Raw genomic sequence first — 22,601 nt, 5'->3', positions numbered from 1 at the left:
CTCAGTCTCGGAGCCTCATTGCGGTCCTCCGCCAGGGGCGGCCGACCACCGGCCGATCCTAGTTCGTGCGGAGGCTGCCCAGCCAATTCGAGAGCAGTCGGAGCCCCGCGGCTCCCGACTTCTCGGGGTGGAACTGCGTCGCCGACAGCGGCCCGTTCTCGACGGCCGCGATGAAGGGCCCGCCGTGCTCGGCCCACGTCACGTGCGGGCGGGGGAACGGCGGGATGACGTCGAGCGACCACTCCCGCGCGCCGTAGGAGTGCACGAAGTAGAAGCGCTCGTCCTCGATGCCGTCGAACAGCACCGAGCCGGTCGGCGCAGAGACGGTGTTCCAGCCCATGTGCGGGACGACCTCGGCGGGGAGCAGATCGACGGTGCCCGGCCACTCGCCGAGACCCTCGCTCTCGACGCCGCGCTCGACACCGCGCTCGAAGAGCACCTGCATGCCCACGCAGATCCCGAGGACAGGGCGACCGCCGGAGAGTCGCTTGTCGATGATCTCGCCGCCGCGTGCCTTCGTGAGCGCGTCCATGACCGCGCTGAAAGCGCCCACTCCGGGGACGAGCAGGCCGTCGGCCTCGAGGGCGCGCTGCCGATCGGAGGTCAGCTCGACATCGGCGCCTGCGAGCTCGAGGGCCTTGACCGCCGAGTGCACGTTGCCCGAGCCGTAGTCGTAGACGACGACGGAGGGGCGCTCGCCGGTCACAGCGCGCCCTTGGTCGACGGGACTCCCGCGACCAGGGGGTCGAAGGCCTTCGCCTGGCGGAAGGCGCGCGCGAACGCCTTGAACTCGGCCTCGGCGATGTGGTGCGGGTCGCGCCCGCCGAGGACGGTGACGTGCACGGTCAGTCCGGCGTGGAAGGCGATCGCTTCGAAGACGTGCCGCACCATCGAGCCGGTGAAGTGCCCGCCGATCAGGTGCAGGGCGAAGCCCTCCGGCTCGCCGGTGTGCACGAGGTAGGGCCGACCGGAGATGTCGACGACAGCCTGGACGAGCGCCTCGTCGAGGGGCACGAGAGCGTCGCCGAAGCGCGAGATGCCCGCCTTGTCGCCCAGCGCCTGCCTGATCGCGGTTCCGAGCACGATGCCGATGTCCTCGGCCGTGTGGTGGATGTCGATCTCGATGTCGCCGGTGGCCCGAACGGTCAGGTCGGTGAGCGAGTGCTTCGCGAACGCCGTCAGCAGGTGGTCGAAGAAGGGGACGCCGGTCTCGAGGTCGGCGACGCCGGTGCCGTCGAGGTCGATCGACAGCTCGATGCTCGACTCGCTGGTGGCGCGGCTGAGGGAGGCGGTGCGCCGCGGTGCAGCGCTCGGAGAGGTCATGACACCAGTCTATTCGCGCCCGCCGACGGGCCGGCCGGGAGGCGGACGACCCTCAGGAGCCGTCGGTCACTCGTCGCCGGGAGCGTCGGACGCGACCACCTCGGCCATCGCGTCGAGGAACGCCGTCGTCTCGGCGGCCGTGCCCGCGCTCACCCGCAGGTGGTTCGGGATGCCGACGTCGCGGATCAGGACACCGCGTGCGAGGAGCGCCTCGAACGTCGCGCGCGGATCGCGCACTCCGCCGAACAGGACGAAGTTGCTGCCCGTCTCGTGCACGCGGAAGCCGAGGGCGCGGAGTCCCTCGACCATGCGATCGCGCTGCACGATGATGTCGCCGACCATCGCGAGCATCTCGTCGGAGTGGGCCAGCGCGGCGGTCGCCGCCGCCTGGGTGAGCGCGGAGAGGTGGTAGGGCAGCCGGACGAGACGCAGCGCGTCGATGACGGCGGGATCGGCGGCGAGGTAGCCGAGTCGGACGCCCGCGAAGGCGAACGCCTTGCTCATGGTGCGGGAGACGAGCAGGCGGGGGCGGCCGGGCAGCAGGCTCAGCGCGGTGGGGCCGCCGGCACCGCCGAACTCGGCGTAGGCCTCGTCGACCACGACGATTCCGTCGGTCGCGTCGTAGACGGCGGCGACGGTGTCCAGATCGAGCGGAGTACCGGTGGGGTTGTTCGGCGCGCAGAGGAAGACGATGTCGGGCCGCGCCAGACGCACCTGCTCGGCGGCGTGCGCGGCGCCGACGCGGAAATCGCTCTCGCGCGGGGCGGGGATCCACTCCATGCCGCTGCCGGAGGCGAGGATGGAGTACATCGAGTAGGTGGGTGCGAAGCCGAGGAGCGAGCGCCCCGGCCCGCCGAACGCCTGCAGCACGTGCTGGAGGACCTCGTTCGAGCCGTTCGCGGCCCAGACGTTCTCGGCGGTGAGACCGTGCCCCAGGTAGCCGGCGAGGGAGTCGCGGAGCTCCCGGAACTCGCGGTCCGGGTAGCGGTTCACAGTCCGAAGGGCGATGCCGACCCGTTCGATGATGTCGGCGACGACGTCGTCGGGGACGGGGTGGGTGTTCTCGTTGACGTTCAGTGCGACGGGCACGACGGCCTGGGGAGCACCGTACGGGTGCTTGCCACGGAGATCGTCGCGCAGGGGCAGGTCATCGAGAGTCGTCACCAGAAGATGCTAGCGGCGGCCTCGCCGGACCTGAGCGGCTCGGACCTGAGCGGCTCGGACCTGAGTGGCTCAGACCTGAGTGGCTCAGACCTGGAGCGGCTCAGCGGACGACGTCGTACTGGGACGGCACCGCGAGGCGCTGGCCGGGCTCGATGCCGGCGCTGGGGAGCTGGTTGAGCGAAAGGATGTCGTCGACCACGTCGCGGGGATCGGACTCGGGAGCGAGCTCCTCGGCGAGCGACCACAGGGACTCGCCCGCGCGGACGGTGACGTACTGGAACTCGACACCGGACTGATCCGCCGAGGCGACGGCTCCGCCGCCGTTCAGCCCGAACACGAAGGCACCCGCGACGATCGGCAGCGCTCCGAGAGTGGCGAGCACCGCCCGCCCGCGACGCGTGATGCGCAGGTGGGTGGTCGGAGACGAGACGACCTTCAGCGAGCGCGCGGAGTGCGGGCGCTGAGCCATCGACTCCTGCTCGGTCTCAAGAGAGTTCTGTGCGGTCATGGGATCGCTCCTTTCAGCAGGGACTCGGGGCGGACCTCGGCCGGGAGGCCGCCCCGAATCTCTGTTCCGAATATATCTTCGAACTTCGCGATGGGCAAGTGCCTGTCGCGTCGTATCCGTCTCGCGGCCGGTAAGGCATTGCCTCGCGACACACTCGAACGAATGTTTCGAACGAGGACTCACGGCGGATACAGTTTCGAGAGCCCGGAGGTAGTACAGCAGCGACCACCGACATTCGTCGTCGGATCGCAGCCGGGAGGGCGCGCACGCGGGGTGCGCGCCGAGAGAGGGAGCACCGTGAGCGACGCGCAGACGCCGAAGACCAAGCAGAGCGCGGGTCGCCGCCGAAAGAACCTGAGCGCCAAGCAGCTCGCGATCCTTGATGCGATCCAGCGCTCGGTCTCGAGCCGCGGCTACCCGCCGAGCATGCGCGAGATCGGCGACGCCGTCGGCCTCGCCTCGCTCTCGAGCGTGACGCACCAGCTCAACCAGCTCGAGCTGAGCGGCTACCTCCGTCGCGACCCCAACCGCCCCCGCGCGCTCGAGATCCTCATCGACGTCCCGAGCTCGACCGAGGACGACGGCTCGTTCGAGTCGACCGTGACCGTCGGCGACGCGGCGATGGTGCCGCTGGTCGGCCGGATCGCGGCGGGCGTGCCGATCACGGCCGATCAGCAGATCGACGAGGTGTTCCCGCTCCCCCGCCAGCTGGTGGGCAAGGGCGAGCTGTTCATGCTGAAGGTCGTCGGCGAGTCGATGATCGACGCCGCCATCTGCGACGGCGACTGGGTCGTCGTGCGGTCGCAGCGCACCGCCGAGAACGGCGAGATCGTCGCGGCGATGCTCGACGGCGAGGCGACCGTCAAGGTGCTCCGCCAGCGCGACGGCCACACCTGGCTGCTCCCCCGCAACTCCAACTTCGAGCCGATCCTGGGCGACGAGGCCGAGGTGCTCGGCAAGATCGTCGCGGTCCTGCGCTCCGTCTGACGCGGAGTGCACGACGAGGGGCGGACGGCGCAGATGCCGTCCGCCCCTCGTCGTTCCCGGGCTCTTAGACTCCGGCGCCCTCCACGAGCTCCTGTCGCGCGGCCGACGCCGCCGTCACCATCGCACGCAGCGACGAGACGGTCTCGTCGTAGCCGCGGGTCTTCAGCCCGCAGTCCGGGTTGATCCAGAGCTGGCGCGCCGGGATCGAGGACAGTGCCGTCCCGACCAGCTCCGCGAGCTCCGGCTCGCCTGGCACGCGCGGCGAGTGGATGTCGTAGACGCCCGGGCCGATCCCCCTCGCGAAGCCCGAGCGCTCGATGTCGCCCACGACCTCCATCCGCGACCGGGCCGCCTCGATGCTGGTCACATCGGCGTCGAGCCGGTCGATCGCGTCGATGACGACTCCGAACTCGGAGTAGCAGAGGTGCGTGTGGATCTGCGTCGCGATCGCCGCGCCCGCCGTCGCGAGCCGGAACGAGCCGACCGACCACTCGAGGTAGGCGGGCTGCTTCGCCCTCTCGAGCGGCAGCAGCTCGCGCAGCGCCGGCTCGTCGACCTGGACGATGCGGATGCCCGCCGCCTCGAGGTCGGTGATCTCGTCGCGCAGGCTCAGGGCGACCTGCTCGGCCGTCTCCTTCAGCGGCTGGTCGTCCCGGACGAACGACCACGCGAGGATCGTCACGGGCCCGGTCAGCATCCCCTTGACCGGCCGGTCCGTGAGCGACTGGGTGAAGCGCGACCAGTCGACCGTGATCGGGGCGGGCCGTGAGACGTCTCCCCAGAGCAGCGAGGGCCGCGTGCAGCGGCTGCCGTAGGACTGCACCCAGCCGTTCCGGGTCACGGCGAAGCCGTCCAGGTGCTCGGCGAAGTACTGCACCATGTCGTTGCGCTCGGGCTCGCCGTGCACGAGGACGTCGAGCCCGATCTCCTCCTGCAGGCGCACGACCCGCTCGATCTCGTCGCGCATGCGCTCGACGTACTGCGCCTCGGTGAGGTCGCCGCGACCGAGCGCGGCACGGGCGGTGCGGATGTCGCGGGTCTGCGGGAACGAGCCGATGGTCGTGGTGGGCAGCGGCGGCAGGGCGAGCGCCGCCTCCTGGGCCGCGAGGCGCTCGTCGTAGGGGGCGCGCCGGTAGTCGTCGGGCCGGAGCGCGGCCGCGCGGGCGCGCACGGCGCCGTCGCGCACGCCCGGAGCCTCGCGACGGTCCTCGAGCGCCGCGGCGGCCTCGGCGAGCTCGGTCGAGACCGCGTCGCGACCCTCCGTGAGCCCGCGGGCGAGCACCGCGACCTGCTGCACCTTCTGGTCGGCGAAGGCGAGCCAGGAGGCGAGGCGCGGGTCGAGATCGGGCTCGTCGGTCACATCGTGCGGCACGTGGAAGAGCGACGTCGACGTCGAGACCGCTACCCGGGCCGCGAAGGAGCGAAGCGCCTCCGCCGTCTCGAGGGCACCCGCGAGGTCGCCCCGCCAGACGTTGTGGCCGTCGACCACTCCGGCGACCAGCACCGTGTCCTCGAGCACCTCGGAGGGTGCGGACCCCTTCACGAGATCGATGCCGACCGCCTCCACCGGCGAGGCCGCGAGCACCGGGAGGGCGTCGCCGAGATCGCCGTACGGAGCGGCGACGAAGAGCGCCGGACGCTCCACCGAGCCGCCGAGAACGCGGTACGCCTCGGCCGTCGCCTCGAGGACCCGCGCGCGGTCGACCTCGATCGACTCGGAGACCAGCGCGGGCTCGTCGAGCTGCACCCACTCGGCCCCCGCCTCGCGGAGCTCCGAGAGGAGCTGCGCGTACACGGGCAGCAGGTCGGCGAGGCGAGAGAGCGGCTCGAATCCCTCGGGCGCCGAGTCGGACGCCTTGGCGAGCAGGAGGTACGTCACGGGTCCGACGAGGACGGGACGCGTCGTGAATCCGGCGGCGCGCGCCTCCGCCACCTCGCGCACCCGGCGGGAATCGGCGGCGGAGAACACGGTCTCGGGACCGATCTCGGGGACGAGGTAGTGGTAGTTGGAGTCGAACCACTTCGTCATCTCGAGCGGCGCACGATCGCCGTCGCCGCGGGCGAGGGTGAAGTACCCCGCGAGGTCGAGCGACCCGTCGACGACGAGGTCGGCGAAGCGCTCGGGAATCGCGCCGACCGCGACCGTGATGTCGAGCACCTGGTCGTAGAACGAGTGCGCCTCGGGGATCGAGGAGTCACTGCGGCCGAGGCCGAGGGCGACCAGACGCTCGCGCGTCGCGGTGCGGAGGACGGCCGCCGACTCCTCCAGCGCCGCCGCGTCGATCGATCCGGCCCAGAAGGACTCGATCGCCTTCTTGAGCTCGCGGCGCCGTCCGATGCGGGGATAGCCCAGGACGGTTCCGGTGGGGAAGACGGCTGCGGTCGTGCTCATGATGCTCTCTCCGTGGTGAGGGATGGTGACGGGTGCGGGCCCCCCGCGGGCGCGGGCTCCCGGGGCAGCAGGCCGCTCTCGGCGAGGACGGCGAGGGCCTCCTCGTGGCGGTTGAAGGCGTAGAGGTGGATCGCGGGCGCGCCGGCCTCGACGAGGGTCCTGACCATCGAGGCGGCGTGCGCGACGCCGATGCGGCGGCGGGCGTCGTCGTCGGGCTCGACGTCGAGGGCGATCGCGAGCTCCGCGGGGAGGTCCTCGCCGCTCAGCTCGAGCATCCGGCGCAGGCGCGCGGGGCTGGTGACCGGCATGACCCCGGGGATGATCGGCATCCGCACGCCGGCGGCCCGAGCGCGCTCGACGAAGCGGACGTAGTCGGCCGGGTGGAAGAACAGCTGCGTGATCGCGAACGACGCTCCCGCCGCCTCCTTCGCCAGCAGCGCGTCGATGTCCTGCGCGCGCGAGCGCGAGCGGGGGTGTCCGTTCGGGAACGCCGCGACCGCGACCTGCGCCCGGGGGCGCCCCGCGACGTCGACCCGCTGCGCGTTCGGCAGGCCGGGGACGGCGACGGCTCCGTACGGCTCGCGCTCGGCCTGCACGCGGTGGATCAGCTGGACGAGCTCGGCGGCGCTGCCGAGGTCGCCGAGGACATCGGCCCCCTCCGGACTGCCGACGGGAGGATCGCCCCGCAGCGCGAGGAAGCGGGTCACTCCGGCCTCGAGGAACTCGTGGACGAGCCGGCTCGCCTCGGCGTGCGTCGAGCCGACGCAGGTCAGGTGCGCCAGCGCCTCGATGGAGGTGCTCCGCCGGAGGTAGCGCAGGATCTCGAGCGAGGCGCGGCGCGAGGAGCCGCCCGCACCGTAGGTCACCGAGATGAAGGAGGGCCGGGCCGCGGCCAGGCGGTCGACCGTCCGCAGGAGCGCGGTGGTGCCGGCCTCGGTGCGCGGCGGGTAGATCTCGAAGGAGAAGGGGACGCTCGCCGGACAGTGGGGCTCCGGAGGCGACTCCGCACGACTCGTCGACACGATGCGGCCCTCCGTTCCTCCTCGCGGGAGCGGACCACTGGGACCCGGCTCCGAGCGCCGAGCGGCGCCACGCGGTCCACAGTAGGAACGCCCGAGGACCGCGTCGACTCGCGTGACGCGGTGTGAACGAGCGTGACGGAGTGTGTCGGAGCGCCCGGGAACGAGGAAGCGCCCGCGCCCGGATCTCCGGGTGCGGGCGCTCCGGTGCTGGGCCCCTAGGCCTCGAGGACCGCCGGCGGAGCAGCGAACTCGCCGAGCGAGCCCGCCAGCTCGGCGTGCACGAGCGCGCGCACGTGCGTGCCGCCCTCGACGTACTGCGTCGTCAGGATGCGTCCGCTGCGGTGCAGCTGCGAGACGACGTCCCCGCGGTCGTACGGGACGAGCAGGTCGATCTCGATCTCGGGCTCCGGCAGGATCTCGGCGATCCTCGCCTGCAGCTCGTCGATCCCCTCGCCGCTGCGCGCCGAGACGAAGACGGCGTCGGGAGCGAGTCCGCGCAGCACGAGGCGCGCCCCGTCGTCGACCAGGTCGGACTTGTTGAACGCGATGATCTCGGGGATCCCGCGCGCGCCGACCTCGCCGATGACGTCCCTGACGGTCGCGATCTGACCGGCCGGGTCGGGGTGCGAGGCGTCGACGACGTGCACGATGATGTCGGAGTCCGCGACCTCCTCGAGGGTGGAGCGGAACGCCTCGACCAGCTGGTGCGGGAGCGCCCGGACGAAGCCGACGGTGTCGGCCAGCGTGTAGAGGCGGCCGTCGGTCGTCTGAGACTTGCGGATCGTCGCGTCGAGCGTCGCGAAGAGCGAGTTCTCAACGAGCACGCCCGCGTGCGTCATCCGGTTCAGGAGGCTCGACTTGCCGGCGTTCGTGTAGCCCGCGATCGCGACCGACGGCACCGCGTTGCGCTTGCGATTGGCCCGCTTCGCCTCGCGCGCCGGCTTCATCGCGGTGATCTGCTTGCGCAGCCGCGCCATCCGCGTGTGGATGCGGCGTCGATCGAGCTCGATCTTGGTCTCACCCGGTCCGCGCGAGCCCATGCCGGCGCCGGAGCCCACCTGGCCACCGGCCTGGCGGGACATCGACTCGCCCCAGCCGCGGAGGCGGGGCAGCAGGTACTCGAGCTGGGCCAGCTCGACCTGCGCCTTGCCCTCCCGGCTGGTGGCGTGCTGGCTGAAGATGTCGAGGATGACCGCGGTGCGGTCGATCACCTTCACCTTGACGACGTCCTCGAGCGAGCGCCGCTGACTGGGTGCGAGCTCGGTGTCGGCGACGACGGTGTCGGCGCCGAGGGCTGCGACGAGGGAGGCGAGCTCCTCGGCCTTGCCCTTGCCCAGGTACGTGCTCGGGTCGGGGTGCGGGCGGCGCTGGAGCAGCCCGTCGAGGACGGTCGCGCCAGCGGTCTCGGCCAGCGCGGCGAGCTCGTGCAGGGAGTTCTCGGCGTCCTCGAGCGAGTTCTGCGAGTACACGCCGATGAGGACGACGTTCTCGAGGCGCAGCTGCCGGTACTCGACCTCGGAGACGTCCTCGAGCTCGGTGGACAGACCCGCGACCCGGCGGAGCGCCTGCCGGTCCTCGCGGTCGAACTGGTCGCCGTCGGAGTTCTCGCCTCCGTGGCCGCTCGTCTGCAGCGCCTGGGCGCCGCCCGAGACGAAGCGCGAGTATCCCGCCGAACGCGACTGCGCGTTCGCCAGGACCCGCGAGACGACATCCACGCCTTCGGTCGTGTCGGTCTCGTTCAGGTCTTCGATCATCCGGATAACACTAACTCCTAAGGTGTTGATAAGTTCTCTTCTCATGGCCGCCGAGCACTACTTCACGAGTACTCCCGACGGCGATCTCCGGCCCCGCCGGATAGCGGTCCGTCTGGCCGGTCGCGACCTCGAGGTCACCACCGCCGGCGGCGTCTTCAGCCCGGGTCACATCGACCTGGGCACCCGCGTCCTGCTGAACGCCGTGCCCGACGTCCCCGCCGAGGGCGATCTGCTCGATCTCGGCTGCGGCTGGGGGCCCGTCGCGCTCACGCTCGCCCTCGAGTCGCCCGCCGCCCGGGTGTGGGCGGTCGACGTCAACCAGCGGGCTCTCGAGCTCGTCCGGCGCAACAGCGCAGAACTCGGCCTCACCAACATCAACGCCGTTCTTCCCGACGATGTTCCCGAAGACGTGCGATTCCGGACCATCTGGTCGAACCCGCCCATCCGGGTCGGCAAGGACGAGCTGCACGCGCTGCTCGAGCGCTGGCTCCCGCGACTCGAGGACGACGCCGACGCCTGGCTCGTCGTGCAGCGCAACCTCGGTTCCGACTCGCTGCAGTCGTGGATGACGGAGGCGTTCGACGGCCGCCTGGAGGTCGAGCGGGTCTCCTCCGCGAAGGGCTTCCGAATCCTCCGGACGACGCGGCTCTGACCCGCCGCGCTCAGTCGATCCGGATCGTCCCGGTGAAGACGAGGTCGGCGGGGCCGGACAGGCCGACGTGCTCGCCCTCCTCGGTGGCGAACATCGTCACCCCGAGGGTCCCTCCGGGGACGTCGACCCGCCACGACTGAGGGGCGCGCGGGCCCGCCCAGTAGCGCACCGCGAGCGCGGCCGCTGCGGCACCGGTGCCGCAGCTCAAGGTCTCGCCGCTGCCGCGCTCGTGCACGCGCATCCGGATCCGGCCGATGCCGTCGTGGATCAGCGGTTCGCCCGGCACGACGAACTCGACATTGGCACCGTCGGCGGGCTCCGGCTCGAGCTGCGGGATGTAGCTGAGGTCGGCGGAGTCGAGCTCGTCGTCGTTGCTGAGGGCCACGACGACGTGCGGGTTGCCGAGGTCGATCCCGAGACCGGGTCGCGCGACCTTCAGCTCCTTGGCGCGCACCAGCGGCTCCCCGCCGGCGAGTTCCCAGCGCCCGAGGTCGACCTGGAAACCGGCACCGCTGCGGGTGACGTCGCGGACGCCCGCACGGGTGCCGATGGGGAGGGTGTCGCCCGGTTCGAGCTCGGCGAGGCCGGCCGCGAGGAGGAAGGCCGCGTAGACGCGGATCCCGTTGCCGCACATCTCGGCGATCGACCCGTCGGCGTTGCGGTAGTCCATGAACCACTCGGCCTCGGGCTCCTGCGCGAGGGCGGCGCCGCCCTCGGGGAGCGCTCGGGAGCGGACGGCGCGGATCACGCCGTCGGCGCCGACTCCGAAGTGGCGGTCGCAGATCATCGCGATCTGCGCGGGCGAGAGGTCCACCTCACCGTCAGGGTCGCTGAAGAGCACGAAGTCGTTCCCGGTGCCCTGGCCCTTGGTGAAGTGCAGCTCGATCGTCATGGCCGACAGCCTAGCGAGGGGCGGGTGGGGCGAGCTGAGCGGCGCGGAGCGCGAGCGGCAGCAGATCGGGTGCGTCGAACGGCAGCCGGTGCGCCTGCCCGTAGCGCCGGAACCAGCTGTTCTGCCGACGGGCGTACCGCCGGGTGAGCGACTGCGTGGAGGCGATCGCGTCCTCCTCGCTCATCGCGCCCGACCGCTGCGCGAGGGCCTGGGCGTAGCCGATGGCACGGCTGGCGGTGACGCCGCGCTCCAGACCGGCCGGGATCAGACGCTCGACCTCCTCGAGCATCCCGGCGGCCCACATCCGCTCGACGCGGCGATCGAGGCGCTCGACGAGCTCCTCCCGCGGCGTTTCGAGCATCAGGATCGACGCCGGGCGCCAGGACACCGGCTCGTCCGACATCAGCGCGCTGTGCGGAGACCCGGTCAGCTCGGTGATCTCGAGCGCGCGGACGATCCTGCGGACGTTGAAGGGCCCGATCCGGTCGGCGACCTCGGCATCGACGGCGCGCAGGCGGGCGAACAGAGCGGCCGCGCCCTCCCGCTCCGCCTCCTCCTCGAGCCCGCGGCGCACCTCCGGGTCGGTGCCGGCGAAGGTGAACTCGAAGATCACGCTCGAGACGTAGAGTCCTGAGCCGCCGACGAGGATCGGCGTCGCCCCTCGCGTGAGCACGTCGTCGATCGCTCGGCGGGCCTCCTGCTGGTAGCGGGCGACCGAGGCCTCCTCCGTCACATCCAGGGCGTCGAGGAGGTGGTGCCGCACGCCGCGACGGTCGGCGGGTGCGAGCTTCGCGGTGCCGATGTCCATCCCGCGGTAGAGCTGCATCGCATCGGCGTTGACGATCTCGGCCGCTCCCCCGGAGCCGCGGATCGCGTCCGCGAGGTCGAGGGAGAGCTCGGACTTGCCGGTGCCGGTCGCGCCGACGACGACGAGGAGGTCGGGACCGACCGCCTCAGCGCTCGCCATCGGCGGTGTCGTAGATCGGCGTGGTGAGCGTCGCGGTGCGAGCGCGGAGCGTCGGGAGACCGAGCGACACCCGCGGGGCGGCACCGGCGGCAGCGGGCGCTGTGGGGACGCCGCAGGACTCCGTCTGGGCGCGGTCCCACGCGTCGCCGGCACGGGTGCGCCGGACGCGGAGCGGTGCACCGTCGACGGAGTCGGCCAGCAGGTAGAACGGAGCCGCGCGGGTCACGCGCACGGAGACCACGTCGCCCGGGCGCGGCAGCTCCGAGCCCTCGGGGACGTCGAAGTGCACGAGCCGACTGTCTTCCGCGCGACCGCTCAATCGGTGAGTCTCGTTGTCGCGCCGACCCTCGCCGGTGGCGACGAGCACCTCGACGTCGCGGCCCACGACCGTGCGGTTCTCGCGCTCGCTGATCGCGTCCTGCAGAGCGGTCAGGCGCTCGTAGCGCTCCTGCACGATCGCCTTCGGCACCTGGTCGGGGAGGGTCGCGGCGGGAGTGCCCGGGCGGATCGAGTACTGGAAGGTGAAGGCGGAGGCGAAGCGGGCCTCCTCGACCACCCGCAGGGTCTCGGCGAAGTCCGCCTCGGTCTCGCCGGGGAAGCCGACGATGATGTCGGTGCTGATCGCCGCGTGCGGGATGCGCGCGCGGACCCGATCGAGGATGCCGAGGAAGCGATCCGACCGGTAGGAGCGCCGCATCGCCTTGAGGATCCGGTCCGACCCGGACTGCAGCGGCATGTGCAGCTGCGGCATGACGGTCGGAGTCTCGGCCATCGCGTCGATGACGTCGTCGGTGAAGGCGGCGGGGTGCGGGCTCGTGAAGCGGATCCGCTCGAGGCCGTCGATGGCACCCGCGGCCCGCAGCAGCTTCGAGAACGCCTGGCGGTCGCCGAACTCGACGCCGTAGGAGTTCACGTTCTGGCCGAGCAGCGTGGCCTCGATCGCCCCGTCGTCGACGAGGGCCTGGATCTCGGCGAGGATCTCGCCCGGGCGGCGGTCCTTCTCCTTGCCGCGGAGCGAGGGGACGATGCAGAACGTGCACGTGTTGTTGCAGCCGACCGAGATGGAGACCCAGCCGCTGTAGGTGGAGTCGCGCTTCGTCGGCAGCGTCGAGGGGAAGACGTCGAGCGACTCGAGGATCTCGAGCTGCGCCTCGTCGTTGTGCCGAGCCCGCTCGAGCAGGCTCGGCAGGGAGCCCATGTTGTGCGTCCCGAAGACGACGTCGACCCAGGGAGCGCGGTCGAGGATGACGTTCTTGTCCTTCTGCGCGAGGCAGCCGCCGACGGCGATCTGCATCCCCTCGTGGCGGCGCTTGACCGAGGCCAGGTGCCCGAGGTTGCCGTAGAGCTTGTTGTCGGCGTTCTCGCGGACGGCGCAGGTGTTGATGACGACCACGTCGGCCTCGGCGCCGTCGGCGGGCACGTAGCCCGCCGCCTCGAGCGAGCCGCTCAGCCGCTCCGAGTCGTGCACGTTCATCTGACAGCCGAACGTGCGGACCTCGTAGGTCCGCGGTCGGACCTCGGGGGCGGGAATCAGGCCGAGCGTGCTCATGGGTGGCGATTCTACGCGTCGGGATCCGCTCGCCCGCCTCAGCGGAAGCGGACGCTCGAGCCCGGACGGCGCACGGTCTCGCGCACCACGCGCTGGACAAGCGCTCCCCCGTAGCCCCGCCGGGCGAGGAACCCGGTCAGGCGCCGCTCGGCGACCTCATCGGACAGCGAGCGGAGGCTGGGCAGGCGCTTGCGAGCGAGCTCGAGTGCCGTGCGGTACTCGTCATCGCCGTCGAACTCGTCGAGAGCCGATGCGATGGCGTCGGGATCGAGCTTGCGCGCCCGCAGCTCCTGCTGGATCGAGGACCGGCCGAGCATCTTGCGCTCGCGGAGGGAGAGCACGAGCTGCTCCGCCATCCTGTAGTCGTCGAGGTAGCCGAAGCGCGTGAACCGCTCGATGATCTCGAGCGCGTCCTTCTCGGCGACGCCCTCGGTGTAAAGGCGGGCCTCGACCTCGGCGACCGAGAGGCTCTTCCGCGACAGTCCGCGGACGATGCGATCGGCGATCTGCTCGGGATCGGGCTCCTCGGGAGCGTCGACCTCGAGGTCGTCGCCCTCGACCGAGGCGTCGACTTCGAACCCCGAACGGCGCGCGACGTGCGCTGAGAGCTCGGCGATGCGCTCGACGCCGGGGGCACCGACCGGTGCCTCCGGGAGCCCCGCCGAGGAGGACTGCTCCTTCGGACCGTCCTGCTCGGCGGTGTCGTCCTTCACCCAGGGCAGGAAGGCCACGGGGCGGCCTCCTGGCCCCTCCGTGGCCTTCTCGCGCACGATCTACGCGCCCTTGCGCACGGGCTGCTTGGTCTCGATCGCGACCGGGGCCGCCTCGACCTTCGCGTTCGGATCGACGATCACGCCGAGCTTGATCAGGATGCGCTTCTCGATCTCGGCCGCGATGTCGGAGTTGTCGATGAGGAACTGGCGCGCCTTCTCCTTGCCCTGTCCGAGCTGGTCACCGTCGTAGGTGTACCAGGCGCCCGACTTGCGGACGATCTCGTGCTCGACGCCGAAGTCGATGAGGCTGCCCTCTCGCGAGATGCCGATGCCGTAGAGGATGTCGAACTCGGCCTGCTTGAAGGGCGGCGCCATCTTGTTCTTGACGACCTTGACGCGGGTGCGGTTTCCGACCGCGTCGGTGCCGTCCTTCAGGGTCTCGATGCGCCGGATGTCGAGGCGCACGGACGCGTAGAACTTGAGCGCCTTGCCGCCCGCGGTGGTCTCGGGGCTTCCGAAGAAGACGCCGATCTTCTCGCGGAGCTGGTTGATGAAGATCATCGTGGTGTTGGTGGTGTTGAGGCCACCGGTGAGCTTGCGGAGGGCCTGCGACATGAGGCGGGCCTGGAGGCCGACGTGGGAGTCGCCCATCTCGCCCTCGATCTCGGCGCGGGGCACGAGGGCTGCGACCGAGTCGATCACGATCAGGTCGATCGAGCCGGAGCGGACCAGCATGTCGGCGATCTCGAGCGCCTGCTCTCCGGTGTCGGGCTGCGAGACGAGGAGGGAGTCGATGTCGACGCCGAGCTTCTTGGCGTACTCGGGGTCGAGGGCGTGCTCGGCGTCGATGAACGCCGCGATGCCTCCGTTGCGCTGCGCGTTCGCGATCGCGTGCAGCGTCAGCGTGGTCTTGCCGGAGGACTCCGGGCCGTAGATCTCGACGATGCGCCCGCGCGGGAGCCCGCCGATGCCGAGCGCGACATCGAGCGCGATCGAACCGGTCTGGATCACCTCGACCGGGGCGCGGTCGTCGCTGCCGAGGCGCATGACGGCGCCCTTGCCGAACTGGCGGTCGATCTGGGCGAGTGCTGTCTCGAGGGACTTCTCGCGGTCTGAAGAACTGGGCATGGCCGTCTCGCTCTCGTGCTCGTGGTGGTATCGCCTACAGGCTGTCGCGTCGTGCCGGTGCTGGCCGATCGGTGACTCCGAGCGGTGCGCCGGCCGGATGCGACAAGGCGGTGAAGCAGGTCCGTTGACTTGTTCTCGACGGTACGCCCGACCTCCGACATCGGGGCCGAGCGAGAGCCCCTCGGTGGAGAGTGAGCGGCTTCTGCTTCTGTTGAGGAGCCTAGACCCGATCGAACACGGGTTCGAGGAACGTCTCGCGGCGTGTCGAACACGACTTCGCCGCCAGGGCGACCGGGGCGTTCGCCGGTCCGCTCAGCCGCGACGCTTCTTCGGGTCGATCCCGTGCCAGCGCGCCTCGGGCACGTCGTTGGCGCGGCAGAGCGCCTGCCAGACCTCGCGGGCCTCGGTGCCGTCCGCCAGCGCCCGCTCGGCCGTCCGCCCGTCGAGCTCGGTGAGCACGAGATCCGAGACGAGGACGCGGGCGTAGGCCGCGCCGAACTCGTCGTCGACCAGCTGACGGAACTCGCTCAATCGCATGCGACCACGCTAACGCCGGATCGTCCGGGAACGCCGCAGGGCGCCCGAGTCGAGACTCGGACGCCCTGGGTGGAACGGGGTGCGGTGGGAGGGACGGGAGGTGCGGCACCGCCTACTGGGCGATGAGGTCCGCGTCGAACCCGGCGACCATGTCGGCCGGGATGGTGTCGGGGATGGTGTCGATGCCCTCGATGACGGCCAGACGATCGCCGACCTCGCGCATGATCACCGAGATGGGGGTGTCGAGGGCGTCGGCGACCGAAGCGAGGATCTCTGACGAGGCCTCCTTCTGACCGCGTTCGACCTCGCTCAGGTAGCCGAGCGCAACGCTCGCCTTGCTCGCCACCTGACGGAGCGTGCGACCTTTCTGCAGGCGAAAGTCCCTGAGGACATCGCCGATCTCCTGACGAACTAGAACCACTGGACCCTCCTTCTCCACGTCAACCGCGACCTCGTCCGGCCCGAGCGACGAGAACGCACCACGAGGGAGCATTCTGATCGGAGGGGCTGAGTACGAAGGAACCGGATAGCTGTTCACTACCCGGTTCGTGTGTGTCGACTCTAATACCGGATGACTGGACTTTGCGTGTGAGCGACAGCAGATGTAACCGGGTCGAAACGCTGGGCATTCCGCGATCCGGCACGTATCGGGAAAGGGGACGAATTCACAGCTGGGCGGTCGTCACGAGCTCTCGAGCAGCCTCGAGCGCCGCCTCCACCGAGGCCGCTCTGATCTCGGCTCGGCCGCCGTTGAGCCGCAGTTCGAGGACGCGCTCGTCGTCGCCCAGGACCGCCGCGACGAAGACCGTTCCGACCGCTGCGCCGCCCTGCGGGTCGGGTCCCGCGACACCGGTCGTGGCCACCCCGACCGTCCGCACGCCCTCGGCGCCCAACCTCGACGCGACTCCGCGCGCCATCTGCAGAGCGACCTCCGGATGCACCGGTCCGTGCTCGGCCAGCAGGGTGTCGTCGACACCGAGGAGACGGTGCTTGAGATCGGTCGCGTAGCTCACGACCGCGCCGCGGTAGACCGCGGAGGCGCCGGGCACCTCGACGACGGCGGAGCTCAACGCACCTCCGGTCAGCGACTCGGCGATCGCGAGGCCGAGCCCGCGCTCCTCGAGCGCTCTGACCAGCGGTTCGGCGATCACGGGTGCTTGCGGGCGGCGCGGCTCTGACGCGCGGCATCGGCGAGGTAGTCGATCCCCGTCAGGACGGTGAGCGCGAGTGCCGCCGTCATCGTGATGCCGTTCAGCCAGTGCACCCACTCGCCGAGGACGAGCCAGAGCGGCAGCAGAGCGAGGGAGATCGCCACCGACTGCACGATCGTCTTGAGCTTGCCACCCCGGGACGCGGGGATCACCCGGTCGGACAGCACGGCCATCCGGAAGACGGTGATGCCGATCTCGCGCACGAGGATGACGATCGTGACCCACCAGGGCAGCTCGCCGAGCAGGGACAGCCCGACGAGAGCCGCCCCGGTGAGCACCTTGTCTGCTATCGGGTCGAGGAGCTTGCCCAGGTCGGTGACGAGTCCGCGGCTGCGCGCGATGTGCCCGTCGATCCCGTCGGTCGCAATGGCGACGATGAAGAGCAGTGCCGCCGCGATGCGCAGCCCCCCGTCCTCTCCCCCGTCGGCCAGCAGCAGCCAGAAGAAGAGCGGAGCCAGGAGGATCCGGACGACGGTGATCGCGTTCGGAAGGTTCCAGTTGCCGGAGCGCGCGGGGGCGCCGGCCGAGGGGGTGCTCATCGTGCTCCGTCGCTCGGGGGGAGGGGACTGTCGTCGTGTCGGGTCATGTCTCAGTCGCGACCGGTCAGGGCCCAGGCGTCGTCGCTGGAGCCCTCGTCGTCGTCGTGGTAGTCGGTCGCGACCGGACCGACCGGCTCGGCCAGCGGATCCTCGTAGGGGTCGGGGGCGACCGCGGAGGGGGCGGGGGTGGCGTCGACTCCGTCGCCGCCGCGCATCCGCTCGAGGACGCCGGGAAGCTGCTCGGCGGAGACCAGGACGTCGCGCGCCTTCGAGCCCTCGGAGGGACCGACGACCTCGCGCGACTCGAGCAGGTCCATCAGGCGCCCGGCCTTGGCGAAGCCGACACGGAGCTTCCGCTGCAGCATCGAGGTCGAGCCGAACTGCGTGCTCACGACCAGCTCGGCTGCGGCGATGAGCAGCTCGAGGTCGTCGCCGATGTCGGAGTCGACCTCCTTGCGCTGCGCCTGCACGGTGATGTCCTGGCGGTACTCGGGCTGCGCCTGGCGGGTGACGTGCTCGACCACCTTCGCGATCTCGTCCTCGCGGACCCACGCCCCCTGCACGCGCATCGGCTTGTTCGTGCCCATGGGGAGGAAGAGGCCGTCGCCCTGGCCGATGAGCTTGTCGGCTCCCGGCTGGTCGAGGATGACCCGCGAGTCGGTGACGCTCGTGACGGCGAACGCGAGACGGCTCGGCACGTTCGCCTTGATCAGTCCGGTGACGACGTCGACGCTCGGGCGCTGGGTCGCGAGGACGAGGTGGATCCCCGAGGCGCGCGCCAGCTGCGTGATGCGGACGATCGAGTCCTCGACGTCGCGCGGGGCGATCATCATCAGGTCGGCCAGCTCGTCGACCACGACCAGGAGGTAGGGGTAGGGCTTCAGTACGCGGTTGCTGCCCGCGGGGAGCTTCAGGTCTCCGCCGCGGACGGCGGCGTTGAAGTCGTCGATGTGACGGAAGCCGAACGACGCGAGGTCGTCGTAGCGCATGTCCATCTCCTTCACGACCCACTGCAGCGCCTCGGCCGCCTTCTTGGGGTTCGTGATGATGGGCGTGATCAGGTGCGGGACGCCGGCGTAGATCGTCAGCTCGACCCGCTTGGGGTCGATCAGGACCATCCGGACGTCCTGCGGCCGCGCCCGCATCAGCAGGCTCGTGATCATCGAGTTCACGAAGCTCGACTTGCCCGAGCCCGTGGAGCCGGCGACGAGGAGGTGCGGCATCTTGGCGAGGTTCGCGACGACGTAGCCGCCCTCGACGTCCTTGCCGACGCCGATCGTCATCGGGTGCGTGGACGACGTCGACGCGGCGGAGCGCAGCACGTCGCCGAGCGAGACGATCTCGCGATCCGTGTTGGGGATCTCGACGCCGATCGCGCTCTTGCCCGGGATGGGCGAGAGGATGCGGACCTCGTTGCTCGCTACCGCGTAGGAGAGGTTCTTGCTGAGCGCGGTGACCCGCTCGACCTTCACGCCCGGGCCGAGCTCGATCTCGTAGCGCGTGACCGTCGGCCCCCGGGAGAAGCCGGTGACGGTCGCGTCGACGTTGAACTGCTGGAGGACCTCGGTGATCGCGCGGACCATCTCGTCGTTGGCAGCGGAACGCGCCTTCGAGGGCGTGCCGGTGGACAGCGCCGCCGCGGACGGCAGGCGGTAGGGCGCGTCGTCCTCGAAGGAGGAGTCGAACTCGGCGGTGGGGTCGGCGTCGGCCGGCAGCGGGGCGATCGGCCCGGTCTCGATGACGGGCGGCACGGGAACGGCCGGGGCGACGTCGAGGCCGTCGAGGTCTATGACGCTCGTCGCGTCGTCGTCGACGACTCCGGACAGGGGCCGGGTTCCGCCGTCCTTCTCGAACCGGGCGAGCGCGGCCTCGGCGCTCTCCGCCTCGGAGAGGACCTCGGTCGCGTAGGAGCGCGTCGGCGGGTCGGCCGGCTCGTCGCGCTCCTCGAGCGCGGTGTCGAAGCCCTTGGCGCGACCCCGGGGGCCCTTCGGCGTCTCGATGACCTCGGTGAGGGAGTCGATCGGCAGCTCGGTCTGCACCGTCGGCTCGTCCTCGCGACCGGAGTCGGTGCGACGCCACCAGGGCAGCTCACCGCCGTCCTCCTGCTCGTCGGACTCCTCCGCCTCGGCCTTGGCCTTCGCCTTCGCCTCGGCCTTCTCGGCCTTCAGCCGGGCGCGCTCCTCGTCGTCGAGGACGGGCGTGCCGAAGAGGTAGGAGTAGAGCTCGCGGAAGCGGGCTCCGACGCGGTTCGGCGGGGTCTTGGTGATGATGAACAGCGAGAGCAGGATCACGGCGGAGAGCAGGATCGTCGCTCCGGTCACCGTCGCGATGGCGACGAGCGGCGCGCCGACCAGCCAGCCGAGCACGCCGCCGGCGGCGGCCATCTGCTCGATGCCGACGCCCGGGGCGGGAGCGCCGAGGTGCGCGTGGCAGATTCCGGCCGAGGCGACGAGGAGGAACGTGAGCCCCACTCCGATGCGGCCGTTGTCGTCGACGGAGCTGGGGTGCCGGAAGAGCCAGAGGGCGAAGAGCAGCAGCACGACGGGGAGGACGTAGGCCACCCGGCCGAAGAGGGCGCCGAAGGTCCAGGCGTCGAGGATCGTGGCCACGGGATCGGTGGCCAGGAACCACTCGACGACCGCGCCCGCGAGGGCGAGCAGGACGAGCAGGAAGGGGACGCCGTCACGGCGCTCCTCCTTCGCGAGCCGCTCGGGGCCGAGGGCGCGGGCGGCGCCGCCGACCACGTGCGCCAGGGTCATCCAGAGGCGGACGAGGATGTTGGTGCGCGGCGCCGTGTCGAACGCGACGGTGGCCTTCTCGGCGGCACCCCGTCCCGAGCCCCGGCCGGAACGCGGAGCGCCGGAGCGCGCGGGCGCACTCCCCCGCCCACGGGAGGTCGTCTTGGTGCTCGTCGCCATGAGGCCACCGTACCCGTCGGCCCCGACAACGCCGCGGACCCGCGCCGTGGCCCGCGTCAGCGGAGCAGGGCGACCATGGTCTCGGCGTCGCCGCGATCGGCGACCACGGTGAAGCCCTCGCTGATGTAGAGGCGGCGGGCGAAGTTGTCCCGCGAGACGTTCAGCGAGATCCGCGCGTATCCGGCGGCACGGGCGTCGGACATCGCCGCTCGGACGAGTGCGCGACCGATCCCCTGGGCCCGGTACACCGGCCGGACGCCCAGCGTCAGCTCGGGCACGCCCGCCGCGATGAACCCCTTGCCCGGCACCGCCGAGGTGAACAGCCGCGTCCAGCAGGCGCCGATCCGCTCGCCGTCGGCCGTCGCCGCCACGGAGCCGAGGTCGCCCGCGCGGGGCCAGCCGGCGATGTAGCGACGGGTCGCCTCCTCGGCCAGGACGTCGACCCTGGTGCGCGAGGAGCCGCCGGTCCAGTTCGCCGCCTCGACGAGCATGTCGGCGAGGAACGGGGCGTCGTCCGGGCGGGCCGGCCGGATCGAGTAGTCCACGCGGGCCTCCGGAGACAGGGGTCGGACGACGGTCCCCCGCGTTCAGTGTGCCCGGTCGCGCCGCGATCGGCCAGACGAGCGCGGCGGAGTCAGGCTTCGATGACCAGCGGGACGATCATCGGCCGGCGTCGATAGCTGGTGTTGACCCAGCGGCCGACGACGCGGCGCACGCTCTGCGAGAGGGCGTGCGGGTCGCTCACGCCGCTCTGGACCGCCTCCTCGAGGGCCTTCGCGATGCGCGGCTTGACCTCGTCGAAGACCCGGTCGTCCTCGGCGAAACCCTTCGCGTGGATCTCGGGCCCGACGACGATGCGACCGGTGCCGGCCTCGACCACCACGATGATCGAGATGAAGCCCTCCTCGCCGAGGATCCGGCGGTCCTTGAGGTCGGCGTCGGTGATCTCGCCGACCGAGGAGCCGTCGACGTAGACGAAGCCCAGATCGAGCCGGCCGACGACCTGCACCGTCCCGTCGACCAGGTCGATCACGGTGCCGTCCTCGGCGATGATCGTGTTCTCCTCGGGGATGCCCGTGTCCCGCGCGAGCCTCGCGTTCGCGACGAGGTGGCGGTACTCGCCGTGCACGGGCATCACGTGGCGGGGCTTGAGGATGTTGTAGCAGTAGATCAGCTCGCCCGCGGCGGCGTGTCCCGAGACGTGCACCTTCGCGTTGCCCTTGTGCACGACGGTCGCGCCGAGCTTCGTCAGGCCGTTGATCACGCGGTAGACGGCGTTCTCGTTGCCCGGGATGAGGCTCGAGGCGAGGATGACGGTGTCGCCCTCCCCCGGCTCGATCTGGTGGTCGCGGTTGGCCATCCGGCTGAGGACCGCCATCGGCTCGCCCTGCGACCCCGTCGACATGTAGACGATCCTGTCCTCGGGGATGTCGCCGGCCCTCTTGACGTCGATCAGCACGCCCTGCGGCACCTTCAGGTAGCCCAGGTCGGCCGCGATCCTCATGTTGCGGACCATCGAGCGCCCGAGGAGGGCGACGCGTCGGCCGTTGGCGTGGGCGGCGTCGAGGACCTGCTGCACGCGGTGCACGTGGCTGGAGAAGCTCGCGACGATCACGCGCCGCGTCGCCTTGGCGATGACCGCCTCGATGACGGGGCCGATGTCGCGCTCGTTCGGCGTGAATCCGGGCACGTCGGCGTTGGTCGAGTCGACCATGAAGAGGTCGATGCCCTCCTCGCCCAGGCGGGCGAAGGCGCGGAGGTCGGTGATCCGGCCGTCCAGCGGGAGCTGGTCCATCTTGAAGTCGCCGGTGTGCAGCACCGAGCCGGCGTCGGTGATGATCGCGACGGCGAGCGCATCGGGGATGGAGTGGTTGACGGCCACGAACTCGAGCTCGAAGGGCCCGAGGTTCTCGATGTCCCCCTCCTTCACGGTGAGCGTGTACGGCGTGATCCGGTGCTCCCTGAGCTTCGCCTCGACCAGGGCGAGGGTCAGCGTCGAGCCGATCAGCGGGATGTCGCGCTTGAGCCGGAGGAGGTAGGGGACGGCTCCGATGTGGTCCTCGTGCCCGTGCGTCAGCACCACTCCGACGATGTCGTCGAGGCGGTCCTCGATAGGCCCGAAGTCGGGGAGGATCAGGTCGACCCCCGGCTGGTTCTCCTCGGGGAAGAGCACTCCGCAGTCGACCACGAGGATCTTGCCGTCGATCTCGAAGACCGTCATGTTGCGGCCGATCTCGCCGAGACCGCCGAGCGGAATGATGCGCAGGGTGCCGGCCGCGAGCGCCGGGGGGATGATCACGGGACCGGGCATGCGTGCTTCTCCTGTTCGACGGGGGTGCCGCGCG

General features: G+C 71.0%; 22 protein-coding genes. 3 read left to right on the top strand and 19 right to left on the bottom strand.

Going from position 1 to position 22,601, the window contains the following annotated elements:
• Positions 1–58: 58 nt before the first annotated feature.
• The 3 genes from hisH to GRS96_RS09635 form a co-directional block, all read right to left on the bottom strand.
• Complete coding sequence (hisH, locus tag GRS96_RS09645) at positions 59–706, bottom strand: imidazole glycerol phosphate synthase subunit HisH (RefSeq protein WP_159858001.1); 648 nt, start codon at positions 704–706, stop codon at positions 59–61.
• Complete coding sequence (gene hisB / locus GRS96_RS09640) at positions 703–1,323, bottom strand: imidazoleglycerol-phosphate dehydratase HisB (RefSeq protein ID WP_159858003.1); 621 nt, start codon at positions 1,321–1,323, stop codon at positions 703–705. The genes hisH and hisB overlap by 4 nt, the downstream gene beginning before the upstream one ends.
• A 66-nt stretch (positions 1,324–1,389) precedes the next feature.
• Positions 1,390–2,487 carry a histidinol-phosphate transaminase gene (locus GRS96_RS09635; RefSeq protein ID WP_204162066.1) on the bottom strand — a complete coding sequence of 366 codons (1,098 nt, stop codon included), beginning with the start codon at positions 2,485–2,487 and terminating at the stop codon, positions 1,390–1,392.
• A gap of 6 nt (positions 2,488–2,493) precedes the next feature.
• Between GRS96_RS09635 and GRS96_RS20915 the strand changes: the two genes are divergently transcribed.
• The gene (locus tag GRS96_RS20915) at positions 2,494–2,664 is read left to right on the top strand and encodes a pentapeptide repeat-containing protein (protein ID WP_442966633.1); all 171 of its coding nucleotides are present in this window, start codon (positions 2,494–2,496) and stop codon (positions 2,662–2,664) included.
• Here GRS96_RS20915 and GRS96_RS09625 read toward each other — a convergent pair.
• A complete protein-coding gene (locus GRS96_RS09625; RefSeq protein WP_235022058.1) occupies positions 2,588–2,995 on the bottom strand; it encodes a LysM peptidoglycan-binding domain-containing protein in 408 nt (135 codons plus the stop codon). The two genes, GRS96_RS20915 and GRS96_RS09625, sit on opposite strands and share 77 nt — an antisense overlap.
• A 297-nt stretch (positions 2,996–3,292) precedes the next feature.
• Between GRS96_RS09625 and lexA the strand changes: the two genes are divergently transcribed.
• A complete protein-coding gene (gene lexA / locus GRS96_RS09620) occupies positions 3,293–3,982 on the top strand; it encodes a transcriptional repressor LexA (RefSeq protein WP_235022059.1) in 690 nt (229 codons plus the stop codon).
• A gap of 64 nt (positions 3,983–4,046) precedes the next feature.
• On the opposite strand, the gene metE is transcribed toward lexA, so the two are convergent.
• The 3 genes from metE to hflX form a co-directional block, all read right to left on the bottom strand.
• Positions 4,047–6,374: a 5-methyltetrahydropteroyltriglutamate--homocysteine S-methyltransferase gene (gene metE / locus GRS96_RS09615; protein WP_159988365.1), complete on the bottom strand. Its 2,328-nt coding sequence runs from the start codon at positions 6,372–6,374 to the stop codon at positions 4,047–4,049.
• Positions 6,371–7,396 (bottom strand): methylenetetrahydrofolate reductase, encoded by a 1,026-nt coding sequence (locus GRS96_RS09610; protein WP_159988364.1) that lies wholly within the window; start codon positions 7,394–7,396, stop codon positions 6,371–6,373. Before GRS96_RS09610 ends, metE begins: the two co-directional genes overlap by 4 nt.
• A gap of 215 nt (positions 7,397–7,611) precedes the next feature.
• Positions 7,612–9,150, bottom strand: coding sequence for a GTPase HflX (gene hflX, locus GRS96_RS09605; RefSeq protein WP_159858011.1), 1,539 nt, complete (start codon positions 9,148–9,150; stop codon positions 7,612–7,614).
• Positions 9,151–9,193: 43 nt separating this feature from the next.
• On the opposite strand from hflX, the gene GRS96_RS09600 reads away from it, so the two are divergent.
• Positions 9,194–9,802 (top strand): class I SAM-dependent methyltransferase, encoded by a 609-nt coding sequence (locus GRS96_RS09600; protein WP_159858013.1) that lies wholly within the window; start codon positions 9,194–9,196, stop codon positions 9,800–9,802.
• A gap of 10 nt (positions 9,803–9,812) precedes the next feature.
• Here the strand turns inward: GRS96_RS09600 and dapF are convergent, their stop codons facing one another.
• The 12 genes from dapF to GRS96_RS09540 all read right to left on the bottom strand — a co-directional run bounded on the left by dapF (position 9,813) and on the right by GRS96_RS09540 (position 22,567).
• A complete protein-coding gene (dapF, locus tag GRS96_RS09595; RefSeq protein WP_159988363.1) occupies positions 9,813–10,694 on the bottom strand; it encodes a diaminopimelate epimerase in 882 nt (293 codons plus the stop codon).
• A 10-nt stretch (positions 10,695–10,704) separates the two neighbouring features.
• Positions 10,705–11,661, bottom strand: coding sequence for a tRNA (adenosine(37)-N6)-dimethylallyltransferase MiaA (gene miaA, locus GRS96_RS09590; protein ID WP_159988362.1), 957 nt, complete (start codon positions 11,659–11,661; stop codon positions 10,705–10,707).
• Positions 11,648–13,210 carry a tRNA (N6-isopentenyl adenosine(37)-C2)-methylthiotransferase MiaB gene (gene miaB, locus GRS96_RS09585; protein WP_159988361.1) on the bottom strand — a complete coding sequence of 521 codons (1,563 nt, stop codon included), beginning with the start codon at positions 13,208–13,210 and terminating at the stop codon, positions 11,648–11,650. Before miaB ends, miaA begins: the two co-directional genes overlap by 14 nt.
• A 38-nt stretch (positions 13,211–13,248) precedes the next feature.
• Complete coding sequence (locus GRS96_RS09580; RefSeq protein ID WP_159988360.1) at positions 13,249–13,941, bottom strand: regulatory protein RecX; 693 nt, start codon at positions 13,939–13,941, stop codon at positions 13,249–13,251.
• A gap of 42 nt (positions 13,942–13,983) precedes the next feature.
• Positions 13,984–15,051 (bottom strand): recombinase RecA, encoded by a 1,068-nt coding sequence (recA, locus tag GRS96_RS09575; protein ID WP_159858023.1) that lies wholly within the window; start codon positions 15,049–15,051, stop codon positions 13,984–13,986.
• A gap of 312 nt (positions 15,052–15,363) precedes the next feature.
• Positions 15,364–15,588, bottom strand: coding sequence for a DUF3046 domain-containing protein (locus tag GRS96_RS09570; RefSeq protein WP_159988359.1), 225 nt, complete (start codon positions 15,586–15,588; stop codon positions 15,364–15,366).
• A 112-nt stretch (positions 15,589–15,700) separates the two neighbouring features.
• Positions 15,701–16,009, bottom strand: a complete 309-nt coding sequence (locus tag GRS96_RS09565) for a helix-turn-helix domain-containing protein (protein WP_056042334.1) — start codon at positions 16,007–16,009, stop codon at positions 15,701–15,703.
• A 244-nt stretch (positions 16,010–16,253) separates the two neighbouring features.
• Entirely contained in the window at positions 16,254–16,739 is a 486-nt protein-coding gene (locus GRS96_RS09560; RefSeq protein ID WP_235022060.1) for a CinA family protein, read from the bottom strand.
• Positions 16,736–17,338, bottom strand: coding sequence for a CDP-diacylglycerol--glycerol-3-phosphate 3-phosphatidyltransferase (pgsA, locus tag GRS96_RS09555; RefSeq protein WP_159988358.1), 603 nt, complete (start codon positions 17,336–17,338; stop codon positions 16,736–16,738). The genes GRS96_RS09560 and pgsA overlap by 4 nt, the downstream gene beginning before the upstream one ends.
• 50 nt (positions 17,339–17,388) lie before the next feature.
• Positions 17,389–20,256 (bottom strand): FtsK/SpoIIIE family DNA translocase, encoded by a 2,868-nt coding sequence (locus GRS96_RS09550; protein ID WP_159988357.1) that lies wholly within the window; start codon positions 20,254–20,256, stop codon positions 17,389–17,391.
• 56 nt (positions 20,257–20,312) lie between these two features.
• Positions 20,313–20,801, bottom strand: coding sequence for a GNAT family N-acetyltransferase (locus GRS96_RS09545; RefSeq protein ID WP_235022061.1), 489 nt, complete (start codon positions 20,799–20,801; stop codon positions 20,313–20,315).
• Positions 20,802–20,890: 89 nt separating this feature from the next.
• Positions 20,891–22,567: a ribonuclease J gene (locus tag GRS96_RS09540; RefSeq protein ID WP_159988356.1), complete on the bottom strand. Its 1,677-nt coding sequence runs from the start codon at positions 22,565–22,567 to the stop codon at positions 20,891–20,893.
• Between the last annotated feature and the right edge of the window lie 34 nt (positions 22,568–22,601).

The sequence above is a fragment of the Rathayibacter sp. VKM Ac-2803 genome (genome assembly GCF_009807175.1).
In the GTDB taxonomy this organism is placed as follows: domain Bacteria; phylum Actinomycetota; class Actinomycetes; order Actinomycetales; family Microbacteriaceae; genus Rathayibacter.
Note: the sequence above shows the minus strand (reverse complement) of the source record. Positions and strands in the feature narration are given on the sequence as shown.

Coding starts and splice junctions, on each gene's coding strand:
- miaA (WP_159988362.1), bottom strand. CDS start 11,661: ATGGCGAGCGCTGAGGCGGTCGGTCCCGACCTCCTCGTCGTCGTCGGC.
- GRS96_RS09550 (WP_159988357.1), bottom strand. CDS start 20,256: ATGGCGACGAGCACCAAGACGACCTCCCGTGGGCGGGGGAGTGCGCCC.
- GRS96_RS20915 (WP_442966633.1), top strand. CDS start 2,494: ATGCTAGCGGCGGCCTCGCCGGACCTGAGCGGCTCGGACCTGAGCGGC.
- hflX (WP_159858011.1), bottom strand. CDS start 9,150: ATGATCGAAGACCTGAACGAGACCGACACGACCGAAGGCGTGGATGTC.
- dapF (WP_159988363.1), bottom strand. CDS start 10,694: ATGACGATCGAGCTGCACTTCACCAAGGGCCAGGGCACCGGGAACGAC.
- pgsA (WP_159988358.1), bottom strand. CDS start 17,338: ATGAGCACCCCCTCGGCCGGCGCCCCCGCGCGCTCCGGCAACTGGAAC.
- GRS96_RS09625 (WP_235022058.1), bottom strand. CDS start 2,995: ATGACCGCACAGAACTCTCTTGAGACCGAGCAGGAGTCGATGGCTCAG.
- recA (WP_159858023.1), bottom strand. CDS start 15,051: ATGCCCAGTTCTTCAGACCGCGAGAAGTCCCTCGAGACAGCACTCGCC.
- GRS96_RS09570 (WP_159988359.1), bottom strand. CDS start 15,588: ATGCGATTGAGCGAGTTCCGTCAGCTGGTCGACGACGAGTTCGGCGCG.
- GRS96_RS09540 (WP_159988356.1), bottom strand. CDS start 22,567: ATGCCCGGTCCCGTGATCATCCCCCCGGCGCTCGCGGCCGGCACCCTG.
- miaB (WP_159988361.1), bottom strand. CDS start 13,210: ATGAGCACGCTCGGCCTGATTCCCGCCCCCGAGGTCCGACCGCGGACC.
- metE (WP_159988365.1), bottom strand. CDS start 6,374: ATGAGCACGACCGCAGCCGTCTTCCCCACCGGAACCGTCCTGGGCTAT.
- GRS96_RS09600 (WP_159858013.1), top strand. CDS start 9,194: ATGGCCGCCGAGCACTACTTCACGAGTACTCCCGACGGCGATCTCCGG.
- hisB (WP_159858003.1), bottom strand. CDS start 1,323: ATGACCTCTCCGAGCGCTGCACCGCGGCGCACCGCCTCCCTCAGCCGC.